At 59.0% G+C, this 14,663-nt stretch carries 13 protein-coding genes and 1 pseudogene; 5 read left to right on the top strand and 9 right to left on the bottom strand.

Annotated elements, in window-relative coordinates:
- Window positions 1-13 precede the first annotated feature (13 nt).
- Both PSH86_RS12405 and PSH86_RS12410 read right to left on the bottom strand, forming a co-directional pair.
- On the bottom strand, window positions 14-997 hold the full coding sequence (locus PSH86_RS12405; protein WP_305490058.1) for an LLM class oxidoreductase: 984 nt from the start codon (window positions 995-997) through the stop codon (window positions 14-16).
- Between the two features lie 740 nt (window positions 998-1,737).
- Window positions 1,738-2,010: a hypothetical protein gene (locus PSH86_RS12410; RefSeq protein WP_305490060.1), complete on the bottom strand. Its 273-nt coding sequence runs from the start codon at window positions 2,008-2,010 to the stop codon at window positions 1,738-1,740.
- 437 nt (window positions 2,011-2,447) lie between these two features.
- Between PSH86_RS12410 and PSH86_RS12415 the strand changes: the two genes are divergently transcribed.
- From PSH86_RS12415 to PSH86_RS12425, 3 genes and pseudogenes are all read left to right on the top strand, one after another.
- On the top strand, window positions 2,448-3,401 hold the full coding sequence (locus PSH86_RS12415; protein ID WP_109755303.1) for a hypothetical protein: 954 nt from the start codon (window positions 2,448-2,450) through the stop codon (window positions 3,399-3,401).
- Window positions 3,402-3,435: 34 nt separating this feature from the next.
- Window positions 3,436-4,068, top strand: coding sequence for a pyridoxamine 5'-phosphate oxidase family protein (locus PSH86_RS12420; RefSeq protein WP_025569623.1), 633 nt, complete (start codon window positions 3,436-3,438; stop codon window positions 4,066-4,068).
- A gap of 12 nt (window positions 4,069-4,080) precedes the next feature.
- Window positions 4,081-4,215 (top strand): annotated as a pseudogene (locus PSH86_RS12425) (LysR family transcriptional regulator); the annotation flags it as partial.
- A 299-nt stretch (window positions 4,216-4,514) separates the two neighbouring features.
- Here PSH86_RS12425 and PSH86_RS12430 read toward each other — a convergent pair.
- A complete protein-coding gene (locus tag PSH86_RS12430) occupies window positions 4,515-5,381 on the bottom strand; it encodes a LysR family transcriptional regulator (protein WP_305490063.1) in 867 nt (288 codons plus the stop codon).
- A gap of 110 nt (window positions 5,382-5,491) precedes the next feature.
- Here PSH86_RS12430 and PSH86_RS12435 point away from each other — a divergent pair, with 110 nt between their 5' ends.
- A complete protein-coding gene (locus PSH86_RS12435) occupies window positions 5,492-6,409 on the top strand; it encodes a DMT family transporter (protein ID WP_109755225.1) in 918 nt (305 codons plus the stop codon).
- Between the two features lie 289 nt (window positions 6,410-6,698).
- On the opposite strand, the gene PSH86_RS12440 is transcribed toward PSH86_RS12435, so the two are convergent.
- The 5 genes from PSH86_RS12440 to PSH86_RS12460 all read right to left on the bottom strand — a co-directional run bounded on the left by PSH86_RS12440 (window position 6,699) and on the right by PSH86_RS12460 (window position 12,127).
- Complete coding sequence (locus PSH86_RS12440) at window positions 6,699-7,241, bottom strand: hypothetical protein (RefSeq protein ID WP_305490065.1); 543 nt, start codon at window positions 7,239-7,241, stop codon at window positions 6,699-6,701.
- Window positions 7,242-7,317: 76 nt separating this feature from the next.
- On the bottom strand, window positions 7,318-7,956 hold the full coding sequence (locus PSH86_RS12445; protein WP_305490067.1) for a response regulator transcription factor: 639 nt from the start codon (window positions 7,954-7,956) through the stop codon (window positions 7,318-7,320).
- On the bottom strand, window positions 7,943-8,986 hold the full coding sequence (locus PSH86_RS12450) for a sensor histidine kinase (RefSeq protein WP_162893816.1): 1,044 nt from the start codon (window positions 8,984-8,986) through the stop codon (window positions 7,943-7,945). The genes PSH86_RS12445 and PSH86_RS12450 overlap by 14 nt, the downstream gene beginning before the upstream one ends.
- A gap of 77 nt (window positions 8,987-9,063) precedes the next feature.
- A complete protein-coding gene (locus PSH86_RS12455) occupies window positions 9,064-10,368 on the bottom strand; it encodes an AAA-associated domain-containing protein (protein ID WP_109755221.1) in 1,305 nt (434 codons plus the stop codon).
- Between the two features lie 10 nt (window positions 10,369-10,378).
- Complete coding sequence (locus PSH86_RS12460) at window positions 10,379-12,127, bottom strand: ABC transporter permease subunit (protein ID WP_305490068.1); 1,749 nt, start codon at window positions 12,125-12,127, stop codon at window positions 10,379-10,381.
- A 370-nt stretch (window positions 12,128-12,497) separates the two neighbouring features.
- On the opposite strand from PSH86_RS12460, the gene PSH86_RS12465 reads away from it, so the two are divergent.
- Window positions 12,498-12,875 (top strand): cytochrome c, encoded by a 378-nt coding sequence (locus tag PSH86_RS12465; protein ID WP_109755219.1) that lies wholly within the window; start codon window positions 12,498-12,500, stop codon window positions 12,873-12,875.
- Window positions 12,876-13,587: 712 nt separating this feature from the next.
- Here PSH86_RS12465 and PSH86_RS12470 read toward each other — a convergent pair.
- On the bottom strand, window positions 13,588-14,661 hold the full coding sequence (locus PSH86_RS12470) for a chemotaxis response regulator protein-glutamate methylesterase (RefSeq protein ID WP_109755218.1): 1,074 nt from the start codon (window positions 14,659-14,661) through the stop codon (window positions 13,588-13,590).
- Window positions 14,662-14,663 lie beyond the last annotated feature (2 nt).

Below are 14,663 nucleotides of genomic sequence, written 5' to 3' on the forward strand. Positions count from 1 at the left end.
CAGTGACCGATGTTCAATGCGCTGCCGGACGCGGCTGCACTCCGAACTGCGCAACGATGTGCGTACCCAATTCCTCAATAACCTCCGCCGCAGGGCGCTTGCCATATTTGAGATTGAGAATGACGTGGTCCACGCCGATTTCCTCAAGCGACTCCAGCAAAAACCGTAGATGGTAACGTCCAAGTCTGAACCCCAAATGGATACGTGTGGGTGGCGTGGACGGATTCTCATCGAGATCGATGTACAGCGACTGAGTAAAGGGCTTGTACACAGAGCCACATTGCCTGGTGACCTCCAGCCGCCAATCTTCCACGACCAGCCGCTGCATATTCGGTATGCGTGGATAGTTGATCCATCCGTTGCTCTCACGCGCGATCCAATCCAGTGACTGGCGACTGTTGCCGGTAACGAACATTGGAATGAATTGGGTGGTGGGTTTCGGAATCAGGTCTGCGCCTTGCATTTCACCAGTGCTCCAGTGGATGGGCTCAAAACTGGTGCTGTGGGCGCGGCGAATCACCTCGTAGTGTTCTCGAAAGATCTCTCCACGCTTTTCGGGATCGACGCCAAACGCCGAAAACTCCACTGGCCGATCTCCCGAAGCAACCCCCAGAATCAAGCGACCAGTGCTCAACTGATCGACGCTGGCTGACGCCTTGGCCGTGTGCAGGGGATGGTGCAGCGGGATGGCGATGGAGGCGGTGCCAAGTGCAATCTCCGAGGTATGGGCGGCCATATAACCCAGGTAAACCCAGGGGTCGAAGACTTGGCCGACATCGCCGAAGCCAGGGTCGCGAAGCGGCACGTCGCGAAACCAGAGCGCGCAGAAGCCCAGCGCCTCGGCTTGTTTAGCCAGTGTGGCCTGGTTGAGCATGCTCGGAGTGTCCCCGTCGAACGCCTCCATGGGAAAGAATAATCCAAGGCTCAAATGCCCCTGAGTGAAGGTTCGGTTGAACCCTTGATGCTGCTGGTAAGGAATCGTGCTCGGCCGATACATACGGATTGACCTCATGGCAGAACGTGAACAGCGCCCCCGTTTCCAGCGGTGCTGCGGCATCGGTCGCTTTTGAACGACAGGTGGGGGGACTGGGTCTGGCTTTTACCCGTTGCGCCGTACTGCTGGTCGTGTGGACCGGATTCAGGGGCCAGTTGCTGGCGATAGGCGCGGGTTGGTCCGGGTGGGTGTTAAGCGGCCGGTCAAAGGAAGTCAGATCTCTCGGCTCTATACCACCAGATGGGCAAGGCGTTCGAGGAATCATTCTATAAGCGTAGGCGGTTTTGCAGCTCTCCGCCATATTCTTACGAACGAGCCGCTTCCGGGCGAAAGTTGCGTATCGAAGACAGTTATCGGTCGTTTCCTGCCATTCCAGAACGGCCGCTATTGGCCGATTCTGTTGAAAAAGTCGGCTTCGAATTCCACTGCAGAAAAGTACGCACCTGAGATTGAAGTCTGAGTTTTGGGCAGAAGGTTCAGGACTCGGATTTCACGTAGCAGCGTGCAAAAGAGGTGTTTTCATCCATCAAAATTCGAGCGCTTTGGGAAAACCGACTTTTTCAACAGAATCGGCCGAAAGCAGACTTTGACGAACGTCTGCACATAGCCACTCTCTGCCGGTCATAGGTGGTCAAGTCCGATACAAATGGCAGGTAAGGTCGAATTAACGCCGCAGGGGAAGTCCGTGCAGAACCTATCTGGTAGATAAGCAGAAACGGGCGCTTTATGCGCCCGAAGCGCTATCAACTTTCAACCTGCGCCTGAAGCCGCCGACCAATCACCTCCAGCAAATCACACCCATCTCGCAACGCGATCACCAAAAGCTGTGCAAAGTCCGAAAGCACCACCGTATCGCTGGTGATTTCAGAGCGGAATGCAATGTTCTCCAGTACCTGAGTCACCACACGGATGCGGTAATCGGCGGTGGCGTGCAGGACGTCCAGCGGGGCTTGGGTATCAATGAGGAGGGACGCGGGGGTGCAGTCGATGCCGGTGATGGGGACATATCTTTCCATGGGATTTCTCCGATCAGGTTAAAAAGGCTGATCCGATCCTCAGGTCGCCAAACCTGATCGCCATTGAGCGATGGGCATCACTATAGGTTTTGTCGGATTGGGCGGGGAAGGTGATGGGTTCCTAAAGCTTCGTAGGAGCTGTGATCGTCTTTTGCCGGAGGGATCTGACAGGGTCGAATCGACTTATTCAAACCATCGACAGATCGACCGTGGTGTTGGTTTGCGGTCGGCTTCGCCGGCCAGAGGGCGGTGCGACGTTTCGCTAAATTCCCTCGCCACAGGGGAGGGTGGTGTGGCTAGCCTTCGAACTCAGCCCCACCCCCCAAGCCCCCCGACATCAGGTATTCTCCGCCCTCAAACACCATCCCGGCCTGCGGCATGCAAATCGCCTGTCTCAGCCCTCGAACGGTCTGAAAGCGGCGCACCAGGAGGCTTGCATATTGATTGGATATCGGTTCGAGCGCACCGCGCAGGACGACTTGCACATCCACTCGCGCAACCTGGTGCAGAGCATATTCGTGCTGCTGACGGGCGCGTTGGCCTTCATCTTGCCGGTGGCGTTCGCCGTATTTGTGATGGCTGATGGTCTCTCGCCGTTGGCTGACGCGGATCCGCTGTCCTCTCTGCTGATTGTTCTCGGGCTGCTGCTGATTCCTGCCCTTGGCCTTTTACTGCTGGTTTACACCGGCATCCGCGAGACCTTGGTGTTGTCGCGAGTCGACGGTGAGGGCAAGCGCCTCACTCGAAACTTTTTTGGACGCCGCGAGCGGGTGCAGTCGGTCTTTCGGATCGATGCCGCCAAGTACCTCGAGCTACGCCGCCGTCCACAGGCTGAGCGAGCCCACACCCAGCTGTGGCTGATGCTGCGCGACGGCACTGCGCACCGCTTGACGTCCGACAACGTTCCGGTCGTGCCGGGAAGTCAACGCACCGACTTATGGTTGCGCGAGTTGGCCGACTACCTGAACGTGGCGGTGCCCGCCGAGGTCATCGAGGGGTTGGCGCCTGGTGTGAAGGCACCCTATAGGCCTGCCCCAGCGCCCACCAGCGGTAAGGCGGTGAGGGAAGCCAGGCAGCGCCGAGGAAAGGGGGCTACGCCGGCGCCTGAGCCGACCGAGAAGTTCGGTATTCCCGCGCGCGTCTTGCTCATGCTGGTGGGCACTTTCCTGGCTGTGCTGGAGCTGAGCCAGGTTATCGCATTGGTTCCGGCTCTGTTTGCCGGACGGCTGCGTGTCGGTGGCTATCGCTCGACGACCTTCTACTGGGCCGAGCAACCGTTGAGCTTTTCACTCAACCTGTTTGTGGGCATCGCCGAGGTATTGATCGTCGGCGTCGTCGCCTGGGGTTGCCTGCGCACGGCGATCCAGGGCCGGATGAAATCCAATCCCTGAATGCGGTTTTTAGACATCTACAGAGGAGATGAGCATGGAACGCGATAACGACAGCAGCGCCTACATCACGACCACACAAGCGCTGGAAAGCCTTTACGGCCCCGTCGCGGCGCCCTCGATTCTCAAGGAAGTCGACCATATTCATCCGGTTTACCAGCCCTTCATAGAGGCTGCTTCCTTTGTGATCCTCGCTTCCTCAGGCCCTGGAGGGCTGGATGCCTCACCTAGGGGCGACGCGAACGGGTTCGTTCATGTCCACGACAGCAAGACCCTGTATTTGCCCGACCGCCGTGGCAACAACCGCATCGATTCGCTGCGCAATATCGTCGAGGATCCCCGGGTTGCACTGCTCTTCCTTGTGCCTGGCGTAGGGGAAACCTTGCGCGTGAACGGCACGGCCAGGATATCGGTCGAGCCAGCGCTGTTGGCTCGGTTCGCGGTAAATGGGCAACTCCCTCGAACGGTGCTGGAGATCACCGTAGCCAGCGTTTACTTCCAGTGCAGCAGGGCTGTGATCAGGGCGGGGCTGTGGGATGTGACGCGGCAGATCGAACGCAGCGCACTGCCCACCGCAGGCGAGGTGTTCAAGCGCATCTGCCCATCGAAAGTGGATGGCGACGCGTACGACAAGGCCTTGCCAGGGCGTATCGCGAGCACGCTTTACTGACGATTTCGCCGAGCCAGGGGGCAGTTGGCTAATCCCGCGCTTTGGGTATTGCATACCTCCAGACGCCTTGCGCCTCCAAAGTTCCGCGCATTCGTGGATTTCATATGCGCCAGATACCCCGACTTGTCTGTGGTTTTGAGTGGATAGAGCAGTCTTCAGAGGATTCAGGATCGAAGCAGGCTGCTGGATTGCGCGCTATCGGTTGGGGCGTCTTGCTGTTCGGCATCCTCGTCGTGTTTATCAAGCATTGTCATGACTCTCTCACTTAAAGAGCTAATTCCAAAATGGACTCCCTGTCATCCTGCGGTTTGGGCTTACATGCGACTAAAGCTTACATCTCGATTTAGCAGTCGATCACCTAGCAGCATCTTGGGATTGCTTCGCAATCCAGTGGGGACGGTAGGACGTTTCGCTAAATCCCCTCGCCACAGGGGAGGGTGATGCGGCTAGCCTTCGAACTCCGTCTGCAACATCGCCAAAAACGCCTCCCGGGCAGGATGCCTCCCAGCGTTTTCATGCCAGTAGAAAAGGTTATCGATCCCCGTCAACTCAGGGAATTCATACCCCGTCCAACCCGCCCCCTGGCGGTATTGTTCATAGATCCCCCGAGGCACCAGCGAGACACCTGCACCCGCACTGACGCAGCCGACGATGGCGCCATAACTGGCGATGCTGATGATCGGTTGCACTTGGTCATGACGCAGCAGCCATTGCTCCAGCGCTAACCGGTACGGACAGCCTGTGGGCCACATGAAGATTGCCTTGCCTTGCAAATCTGCGGCGCTGCGCAATGGGCCGTGAGATTCGGAGGCGATGAGCATCAGGTCTTCACGGTACATCACGGCTCGCTTGAGTCCAGGCCGTTCCATGTCTACCGCTACGATCGCGCCGTCGAGCCGATGATGCTGGATATCGTCCAGCAACTGCGCCCAGGTGCCGGTGCTCAGCTCCAATGACACTTGCGGGTACTGCGCGTGGTATCTGGCCAGCAACTGGGGCAGGCGCCCCGTGGCGCTGGACTCGATCGCGCCAATGCGCAACGGGCCGCTCGGTGCGCGGCTGGGGGCTACTGCGCGGCGGGCCTCTTCGGTCAGGTTCAGTATTTTTGTCGCGTATTCCAGAAACACTTCGCCCGCAGGGCTGACCCGCAGCCCGCGACCCTCGCGGAAAAACAACGGCGTGCCGAGCTCCCGTTCCAGGGACTTGAGGCGTGCAGTGATGTTGGACGGTACGCAGTGCAGCACTTCGGCAGCGCGGGCGATGCTGCCGGTGTCGCAGACCGTCTTGAGCATGCGCAGTTGAGACAGTTCCATGGCTCACCAAAAGTGAATGATGAACTGAGTTTAAGTCACTTGTGCTGAGGGGAGGTGGTTTCGATACTTCCAGGCAAATAGGCCAGGCGCTCAGTGAGCAGGAACTCTAGATGGAAACGCGTTGTGTGCCGTTTGAAGGTTTTTCCAGCAAACCTGGTGCGAAAATTATTCTGGCGACGCTGTTCGTGATTTTTTGCTGGGCCTATTCGCCGATTGGCATTCGCATCGGCTTGCAGGCTTACGAGCCCGGTCAACTGGCATTGATGCGGTTTCTCATTGCTTCGGCGTTCATGGCTCTTGTCGCGATGGTGAAGGGCATTTCCCTGCCGCGTATCAGGGATCTGCCATTGCTGGCGGTGTTGGGTTTCTTTGCCGTCAGTCTGCATCACATCGCCCTCAATTACGGCCAGCGGGGCGTCAGTGCCGGGGCGGCCAGTGTGCTGGCCCAGTCCACGCCTTTGTTCAGCACGTTACTGGCGAGTTTTGTTTTCAAGGAAAGAGTCGGCGGGTGGCAGTGGGGGTGTGTACTGTGCGGCTTGCTTGGCGCCGGCGTGGTGGTTGCGGGGGATCGTGGCTTGGGTGACATGGACGCCCATGGACTATTGATCCTGTTGGCGGCGCTGTCCTGGAGCCTGTATTTCACTTTGCAAAAGCGCCACTCCCATCGCTATGACGGATTGACCCTGGTTTGTTACACCGTCTGGTCGGGCACGATCCTGTTGTTCATTTTCGCGCCAGGAATGTCGAGCGCGGCGCGACAGGCTCCGGTTTCGGTGAATCTGGCGATGTTGGTTCTCGGTATTTTCCCCAGCGCGCTGGCGTACCTCGCTTGGGCTTATGTGCTGGCGCACAGCAACGTGAGCCGCGCCTCCATGGCGCTTTACCTGATACCGCCAACGGCGATGTTGATGGCTTCTTTGGTGCTGGCCGAGCGCCCGTCAATGATGGTTGTTGTTGGGGCGGTGATTGTGTTGATGAGCGTGCTGGCGTTGAGGCTTGAGCCGGGGAGTGGGGCAAAAGTTGGTTGATTCTGTCGTGTATATGGGCAATGACGTTGGATGTTGTCGCCACACGGAGTGCCACGAAACCCTGTCCTACGGACAGGTGATCACTTTGGGGAAAGTCGAGGAAATCTCTGACAACTTTTTAGGGTTGGCCTTCGGAAGTACCGCACTTACGATCTGGCGTTGCCTCGGTGCTCCGTGTGGTATCCGGCATGCTCAGCTTCGTTTTATATCGTGAGGACAGATCGATGCCTGAAATCCCATATGCCAAGGCCTTGGAGCACGCCGCCAATGTTTTCGGCTGCCCGGCGCACTATTTCTTGACCGGGTAATCCTGCCCCCACACCCGTACGGTGCTGACCGCCTCATTCATGCCTTCGAACACGAATTTCTGCCGCACGGCGGTCTTCGGCGGAATGGTGACTTCATCCGGGTTTTCCAGGCCGGTGAGGCGGTTGGAGTAACCCGCCTGGTCAATGGCCAGCAGCACGCCGGTCTGGCCGAGGTTGACCACGCGCAGTTGGGTGTCGGTGCTGTTCTTGAAACCGAGGGTAATGCTGACGTTATCGTCGCTGGGTTCGAGCTTCAACACTTCAACGGCGATGCGGTCTTTCATTTGCTCGCCGGAGGAAATGATCGCGGCGCCATCGGTGCCTTGGGCCGACTCGCGGCCATCGAGCACGCCCTCGCTGACACCGCCAAGCAGGTTTTTGCCGGCAGTAATGAACGTTGAGACGGCTGCTTTGGTCGAGTCCTTGATGAGGCTGCCGTCCGTCGGCTCGCCTTCGGCAAAGCACAGGGAACTTAGCAGGAGGCTGGAGACGAAGAGGGTGGAGCGTGACGGCAGAAGAGTCATACCTGAGTCCTTGAGGGGGGCTGCGACATCGCCCGTCAACTGGGCGAACGGCAATGATAGCCGTGATCAGGGGCCGCTAGCGATCTGCTTCCTTGAGTTTTTCCGACATCTTCACCAGCGTTGCCAACGAGTCCGCATTCATCTTGCGCATCAACGACCCGCGGCGCACTTTCACGGTCACTTCGCTCAAACCCAGTTGGCCGGCCACCTGTTTGTTCAGCAGCCCTGACACGACTAACTCCATCACCTCGCGTTCGCCGTCAGTCAGCCCGGCATGACGGCGTTTCAAGTCGTCGACCAGCGCCGAGGCCTTGCGCCGTTCCTTGTCACGGCCCAGGCCCAGGCTGATTGCATCGAGCAGGTCCTGTTCACGGAATGGCTTGGTCAAGAATTCGAGGGCCCCGGCCTTCATGGCTTTGACCGACATGGGGATGTCGCCATGGGCGGTGATGAACACAACCGGGACGCGAATATTCAATCGGGTCATTTCCTGTTGGAAATCCAGCCCGCTCAAACCCGGCATCCGCACATCGAGGATCAGGCACGCCGGGACATCCGGCAGATCGGCGTCCATGAACTCGCGGGCCGAGCCGAATGCCCGGCTCGCCAGGCCTACGGAGGCCAACAGGTCTTGCAGCGATTCGCGCACTGAGCTGTCATCGTCGACGATGTAGATCATCGATTCGGCCGGGTCGTGAACGTCAGTTTGGCTCATCGGATTCCCTTGTGACGGCTGGCAGGGTGAAGTGGAAAGTCGCGCCGGTCTGTGGGTCGCTTGAGGCCCAGAGACGACCGTCATGGGCTTCGATGATTGAACGGCTGATCGCCAACCCCATGCCCATGCCATCCCGCTTGGTGCTGTAGAAGGCCTCGAACACTCGCTCGCGATCACTTGCCGACAGACCGCTGCCCTGGTCGGAAACCGAAAACAGCAGTTGCTGGCGTGACTCCAGCGCCACATCAAATTGCAGGATCCGACGCTCGAGGTCTACCTGGCGCATCGCCTCGACCGCGTTCATCGCCAGGTTGAGGATGACTTGTTGGATCTGCACCTCATCGGCGAGCATCGGCGGCAGGCCTTCCTCGACATGCACGCGCAAGGTGACGTTCTGTTCGTTCAGCTCTCCCGCCAACAGCCGCAGCGCGGCGTTGAGCGTGTCAGCGACGTTCAGCCATTGCTTGGTCGGCGCTTGATGCCGAGCCATGCCGCGCAAGCGGGCAATGATGTCGCTGGCCCGGTGGGTGTCGGCGATGATCCGCTCCAGCGCTTGCTGGGCTTTGATCAGGTTGGGCGGCTCGGTGGCCATCCAGCGCAGGCAGGCGCCACTGCTGGTGGCCACCGCAGCCAATGGCTGGTTGACTTCATGGGCAATCGAGGCGGCGAGTTCGCCGAGCATGTTGATGCGGGTGATGTGCGCCAGGTGGGCGCGGGTCTGATGCACCGTACGGATCGCGGCGGACAGGCGCAGCGCCAGATACGTCGTGCCGGCGATCGCCGCAAGGCTGATCAAGACATTGATCAGTCCGGCCTCGGTGTCGCCAAAACGGGTGAACCGATAACTCAGGATCGTCAAAATCATGCAGACGATCGAGACGCCGGCCACCGCCCGCGTCGGCAGGATCCGCACGGCGATCAGCACCACGGCGATCTGGAACACCCCGACCGCAATTTCCAGATCGGTGACGGTATCGATCGCGGCAATGCCCAGCGCCAAGCCCAGTAACAGCAGCAGGCGAAGCGTCATCCGGGTGCTTCTCATGGGGTGTTCATCTCGCATCGCTCCAACGCTTGGGCCTGATCCACGCAGTTTATACCGCCCACTCAGGATGGATTGTCGAGGCTGAACAGATCGGCCACTTCGTCATAGGCGAACAACTCGGCGTAGCGTCCCCATTGCGTGACGCAATCCAGGGTATGGGCGGCGTCGTGCTCGGACATGAAATCTTCCAGTTGATCGCGGAAACGCCTGGCCGGTGCCGTGCGGGTAGGGCGCTCGTCCAGCACCCTGCGGATATGACCCACCAGCGGCACGTATTTAAGCAGGTGCTGGGCAAACAGTTGCTTGCGCTCATCCACTGTTGAATCGGCGTAGCGTTGCCCGGCCGGCAGCAGCGTTATGTGGCCGTCCTGCATGTCGGCCAAACGCATGAGTTGCAGTACCTCAGCCACCGGAAACAAATCACTGGCGGTGTAGCGTAACACTCCGGCGAGCTCGCGCAGATCCGCCTGGCCGGCAAACGGCTGAGCCTGCACCGCCTCGATCAGCCCGGCCAGGGCGTTGGTGGAAATCGCCGGCAAGACCATGCCCGTGCCGGTGCCGGCAAACATGCCCTGGCGTGGTGAACCGACGTTCGTTCCCCCTGCCATTTGTACATAGATGTGTTCGACCAAGGCTTGGAAGGCCGGGTCCGTGCGATTGCGCGGCTGACGCAGGTCCACGCTGATTTCTTGCATGACCCGTCCCGGGTTGGAGGAAAAAATCAGGATCCGATCACACATCAGTACGGCTTCTTCGATGTTATGGGTGACCATCAATATCGATTTGATCGGCATCCGTCCTTCGCCCCACAAATCCAGCAGGTCAGTGCGCAGGGTTTCGGCGGTCAATACGTCGAGCGCGGAGAACGGCTCGTCCATCAACAGCACATCCGGGGCGACCACCAGGGCCCGGGCCAGGCCGACGCGTTGGCGCATACCGCCGGACAATTCTTTCGGGAAAGCGCTTTCGAAACCATCGAGACCGATCATGTCGATGGCGGCCAAGGCCCGACGCCGGCGCTCCGGGGCCGCCACGTCCAGGGCCTCGAGGCCGATCTCGACGTTCTGCAGTACGGTCAGCCAGGGGAACAGGGCGAAACTCTGGAATACCATGCGTACCGAGCTCGAAACCCCTTGAGCGTTGGCCGGAAAATCAACCATGCCGGTGGTGGGTGAAATCAGGCCCGCGATGGAGCGCAGCAGGGTCGACTTCCCAGACCCCGAACGCCCCAGCAGGCCGACGATTTCCCCGTCGTCCAGGCGCATGCAGACGTTGTCCAACACTACTCGCTCGGCACCGCCCGCCGTGCCATAGACGTGTCCCAGTTGCTGCACGTCGACGAGGCAACGCTTGTCTATCACTTCCATTGCTTGACCCTCAATCAATTCGAAGCCGACGCTCGGCAAAACCGTACAGCGGACGCCATAGCAACCGGTTGAAACCCACCACGAAAATCGACATGACCGAAACCCCCAGCGCCACCCGTTGCAGATCCCCCGCCGCGGTGGCCTGGGCGATATAGGACCCCAGCCCGGAGGCGTAGAGATGCTCGTTGCCCCAGGAAACCGCCTCGGCGACGATGCTGGCGTTCCACGAGCCGCCCGCTGCGGTGAGGGCGCCGGTGATGTAGTAGGGGAAAATGCCGGGCAGGGCGAATTGGCGCCACCACTGCCAGCCGCGCACGTGGAAGCTGCGCGCCGCCTCGCGCAAATCGGTGGGCAACGCGCTGGCTCCGGCGATCACGTTGAACAGGATGTACCACTGGGTGCCCAACACCATCAGCGGCGACAGCCAGATATCCGGGTTGAGCTTCAGGGCGACGATGGCGATCACCGCAAACGGAAACAGGACGTTGGCCGGGAACGCCGCCAGCAGCTGTGCGACGGGCTGCAAGCGCTCGGCCCAGCGCGGGTTCAAGCCGATCCAGACACCGATGGGCACCCAAAGCACGCTGGCCAGGACGATCAGCACGGCGACTCGCAGCAGGGTGGCCAGGCCCAGGCCAAAGGTGCTGATCAAGTCCTCCAAACCCAGGGTGCTGCCAATGAAGCGCGACAGTTGCAGGATGCCAGCCATACAGGCCGCGATGACCAGGGCGATCCAGATCAAGTCAGATGCACGGTTGAAGCGGGCACTGCTCTTGAACCCGATCCGAGGCATCCGGGGAAGTTTGTCCAGGAATAACGAAGTCTTGATGCCGGCCAGTGCTTGCAGCACCCAGGGCACAAGACGCGTCGAACGCAGCAGGTCGTAGACCCTGGACCGTGGGCGCTTCTGGGAGGCGGTCTGTTCGAAGCGAAACCTGTCCGCCCAGGCGACGATCGGCCGGAAAAACAGCAGGTCATACGCAATGATCACCCCGACCATGGCCAGCACTGCCCAGGCAATCGCGGCGATATTTTGCTGCTCGATTGCCAGTGCCAGCCATGAGCCGATACCTGGCAGGCTGACGGTGGTATCGCCGACGGTGATGGCCTCGGAAGCGACCACGAAAAACCAGCCGCCCGACATCGACATCATCATGTTCCACACCAGGCCCGGCGTGGCGAAGGGCAGCTCCAGCCTGATGAAGCGTTGCCATGGGGAAAACGAGAACTGTCGGCTGACGTCGTAAAGATCGTTGGGCACAGTTCTCAACGATTGATAGAAACTGAAGGTCATGTTCCAGACCTGGCTGGTGAAGATGGCGAAGATGGCCGCGCATTCCACGCCCGTTTCCTTGCCGGGGAAGAGCCCCATGAAGAACACGACGGTAAACGTGAGGAACCCAAGTACTGGCACCGATTGGAGAATATCCAACGCGGGCAGGATAACGATTGCCGCCTTGCGGCTTTTTGCGGCCAGCGTGGCGACGACCAAGGAAAAAACAAACGAAGCGAACAAGGCAATGAACATGCGCAGAGTGGTGCGCAAGGTGTATTCCGGCAGGTGGACCAGATCCAGGGACAACGGCGAGGAATCAAGGGCGCCGAGGGGCTGGCTCATTTGATCGAGGCCATACACTATAAACGCCGCCAAGAGCAGCAGAATGCTGAATAGCGCAATATCCGCCCACCAGGAAGTGGTTGCGGCTTGCTCCCTGTTTCTCAGGGAAGTAAGTGCCGGCGCAGGGAACGAAGGGCGCATTGAACACCTCTGTTTACACGATTAAAAGCCAGGGCTGCGACCTCGCCAGCAGTCATTGGAAGTCATGAAATTAAAGTGTGCTCGACCTGGCGCGTTAAATGTCCGGCTAGATTAAGAGGCGTCTTCGAAGATCGCCAGAATGCCTTGGGACATGGAAATATACTTTGGTATATCGGAGGGTAAGTTCCCTTGGTTTAAGGTCCCTTGGTTCTAGCCGAAATTGTTCATTGGCCTTTCTGGACGATCCTTGCAAGCAAGGGCCTCCCGAAGAGAGAATGCCGACTTCTAACCACGGTCGCAGGCTTTGCTCAAGCGTCTGCTGCCCCTGATTCAGATCTGATTTTTACACCAAGGCCACATGAAAACGAAAATGAAAAAATTATTCATCGTTTCGCTAGGAATGTTATCGCTCATTCAAACATCGTTATCCCTCGCCGATAATGCCAATGGGAAAAAACTCTATTTGCAAAGATGTGCCATGTGCCATGGAGCGGATCTCAAGGGAACAGGGCCGTTGGCTAATAAAAGCAATCCTCCCACGCCTGATCTTACAACGTCCGTTTTCAAGAAGCGGCTGAATGATTATCCGGGTGTAATCGTGTCCTCGATAATACTTCGTCCAAATGGAGACTTGATTCCAAGAACTTTGCGAGAGAATGGTATAAAACTACCGCCGCACGCCTGGGGGGTTGAGAGCTTGCGCGATTTAAATCAGTACATGAGTGGTGTGATTGCAAAAAGTCGATGATTTTGAGATGAGGCAACTTCTTTTTCCTATGAGTACCCGCGACGTGGTGATTCAGCGTCGATGAAAAACCATGTAGAAAACCGGAGTCGCGCAGGCCAGATTGGCTCACAAAAAGCTGCGCGGCGAGGGCTAGGTTTTTCGTCTGATCTGTATTTTGCTGTTACAGCTGCCTCTGTAATGAACCCAATCCCCAGCCCAGAATAACCACGCGGTTTGCCTATCAGACCGCCCGTGTACTGCAATTTTTTGCTTCAGGAGTGCTCATGGCGAAGATGGCGATTTTTCTAGGTGGGTTTTTGGCCCTGACTCTTTTGATCGGCGTGCTGGCGACGATTTCGCCGGTGTAGCCACCGGCCCACAGACAAGGCAACCCAATACTGAAGCGAACCCTGTGGCGAGGGGATTTATCCCCGTTGGCAGCGAAGCAGCCCTAAAGCTCATCCCCCGATCCACCGGTCGATCAGCTGCAAGCCTCTTGGGCTGCTTCGCAGCCAGCGGGGATAAATCCCCTCGCCACAGGTGATTGGTGTGTCGGGCGAATGGATGTGAACTCAACTGTTTTTGTGGCAAGGGGATTTATTTGTGGGAGCAAAGCTTGCTCGCGATAGCGGTGGGTCAGCTTGCATTCATGTTGAATGTGCCAATGCCATCGCGGGCAAGTCTTGCTCCCACAATGAGTTCTGTGTGGATCGGGGGAACAGTCCTCAGCTCCTTACTTATGCAAAATCACCTGCGCAATCTCTTGCAACCCCATCACCCGCTGTGCGGCGTTGAGTTTGATCGCTTCCTTGGGCATGCCGAAGACCACGCAGCTGGCTTCGTCCTGGGCCACGGTGCTGCTGCCGGCGTCGAGCATTTCCTTCAGTCCACGGGCACCGTCGTCGCCCATGCCGGTCATGATGATGCCGGTGGCGTTGCGGCCGGCGAATTTGGCCACGGAGCGGAACAGCACATCCACTGAAGGACGGTGGCGGTTGACCAGTGGGCCGTCCACCACCTGCACGTGGTAGAACGCCCCGCTGCGGGTCACCATCATGTGTTTGCCACCGGGGGCGATGAGCGCCAGGCCGGGGTGGATGCGGTCGTTGTTGCGGGCTTCGCGCACTTCGATCTGGCACAGGCTGTTAAGCCTGGCGGCGAACGAGGCGGTGAATTTTTCCGGCATGTGCTGGACGATGACGATGCCCGGGCACACCCGTGGCAGGGCGGTGAGCACCGCTTCCAGGGCCTGGGTGCCGCCAGTGGAAGTGCCCAGGGCGACGATTCGTTCGGTGGTCTGCGCCATGGCGTGGCCGTTGGCGGCGGGCAGCATGGCGTCGGCGGTGAGTTTGGTGGCCGGCGTCAGTGCGGTCGGGGCAGGGCGCTTGCCCAGGTTGCGCACATTGACCTGGGCGGCGGCGCGGATCGCCGCCACCAGTTCCGGCGCCGATTCCAATAGAAAGTTCTTCAGGCCGGTGGTGGGCTTGGTGATGATTTCCACCGCGCCGGCGGCCATCGCCTGCAAGGTGGTTTCCGCGCCCCGGGGCGTCAGGGACGAGCAGATCACCACTGGTGTCGGGCGCTCGCTCATGATTTTCTTCAGGAAGGTGATGCCGTCCATGCGCGGCATTTCCACGTCCAGCACGATGACGTCGGGCCATTCCTTGGCCAATTTGTCCATGGCGAAAATCGGGTCGGACGCCGCGCCCATGACGTGGATGTCCGGCGTGTCGCTGAGGATTGCCAGCAACACCTGGCGAACCACGGCGGAGTCATCCACCAGCAGTACATTGATCTTTTTTGACATGG

The sequence above is a fragment of the Pseudomonas sp. FP2300 genome (genome assembly GCF_030687595.1).
In the GTDB taxonomy this organism is placed as follows: domain Bacteria; phylum Pseudomonadota; class Gammaproteobacteria; order Pseudomonadales; family Pseudomonadaceae; genus Aquipseudomonas; species Aquipseudomonas bijieensis.

Coding starts and splice junctions, on each gene's coding strand:
- PSH86_RS12465 (WP_109755219.1), top strand. CDS start 12,498: ATGAAAAAATTATTCATCGTTTCGCTAGGAATGTTATCGCTCATTCAA.
- PSH86_RS12445 (WP_305490067.1), bottom strand. CDS start 7,956: ATGAGCCAAACTGACGTTCACGACCCGGCCGAATCGATGATCTACATC.
- PSH86_RS12460 (WP_305490068.1), bottom strand. CDS start 12,127: ATGCGCCCTTCGTTCCCTGCGCCGGCACTTACTTCCCTGAGAAACAGG.
- PSH86_RS12435 (WP_109755225.1), top strand. CDS start 5,492: ATGGAAACGCGTTGTGTGCCGTTTGAAGGTTTTTCCAGCAAACCTGGT.
- PSH86_RS12455 (WP_109755221.1), bottom strand. CDS start 10,368: ATGGAAGTGATAGACAAGCGTTGCCTCGTCGACGTGCAGCAACTGGGA.
- PSH86_RS12405 (WP_305490058.1), bottom strand. CDS start 997: ATGTATCGGCCGAGCACGATTCCTTACCAGCAGCATCAAGGGTTCAAC.
- PSH86_RS12470 (WP_109755218.1), bottom strand. CDS start 14,661: ATGTCAAAAAAGATCAATGTACTGCTGGTGGATGACTCCGCCGTGGTT.
- PSH86_RS12420 (WP_025569623.1), top strand. CDS start 3,436: ATGGAACGCGATAACGACAGCAGCGCCTACATCACGACCACACAAGCG.
- PSH86_RS12450 (WP_162893816.1), bottom strand. CDS start 8,986: ATGACGCTTCGCCTGCTGCTGTTACTGGGCTTGGCGCTGGGCATTGCC.
- PSH86_RS12410 (WP_305490060.1), bottom strand. CDS start 2,010: ATGGAAAGATATGTCCCCATCACCGGCATCGACTGCACCCCCGCGTCC.
- PSH86_RS12430 (WP_305490063.1), bottom strand. CDS start 5,381: ATGGAACTGTCTCAACTGCGCATGCTCAAGACGGTCTGCGACACCGGC.
- PSH86_RS12440 (WP_305490065.1), bottom strand. CDS start 7,241: ATGACTCTTCTGCCGTCACGCTCCACCCTCTTCGTCTCCAGCCTCCTG.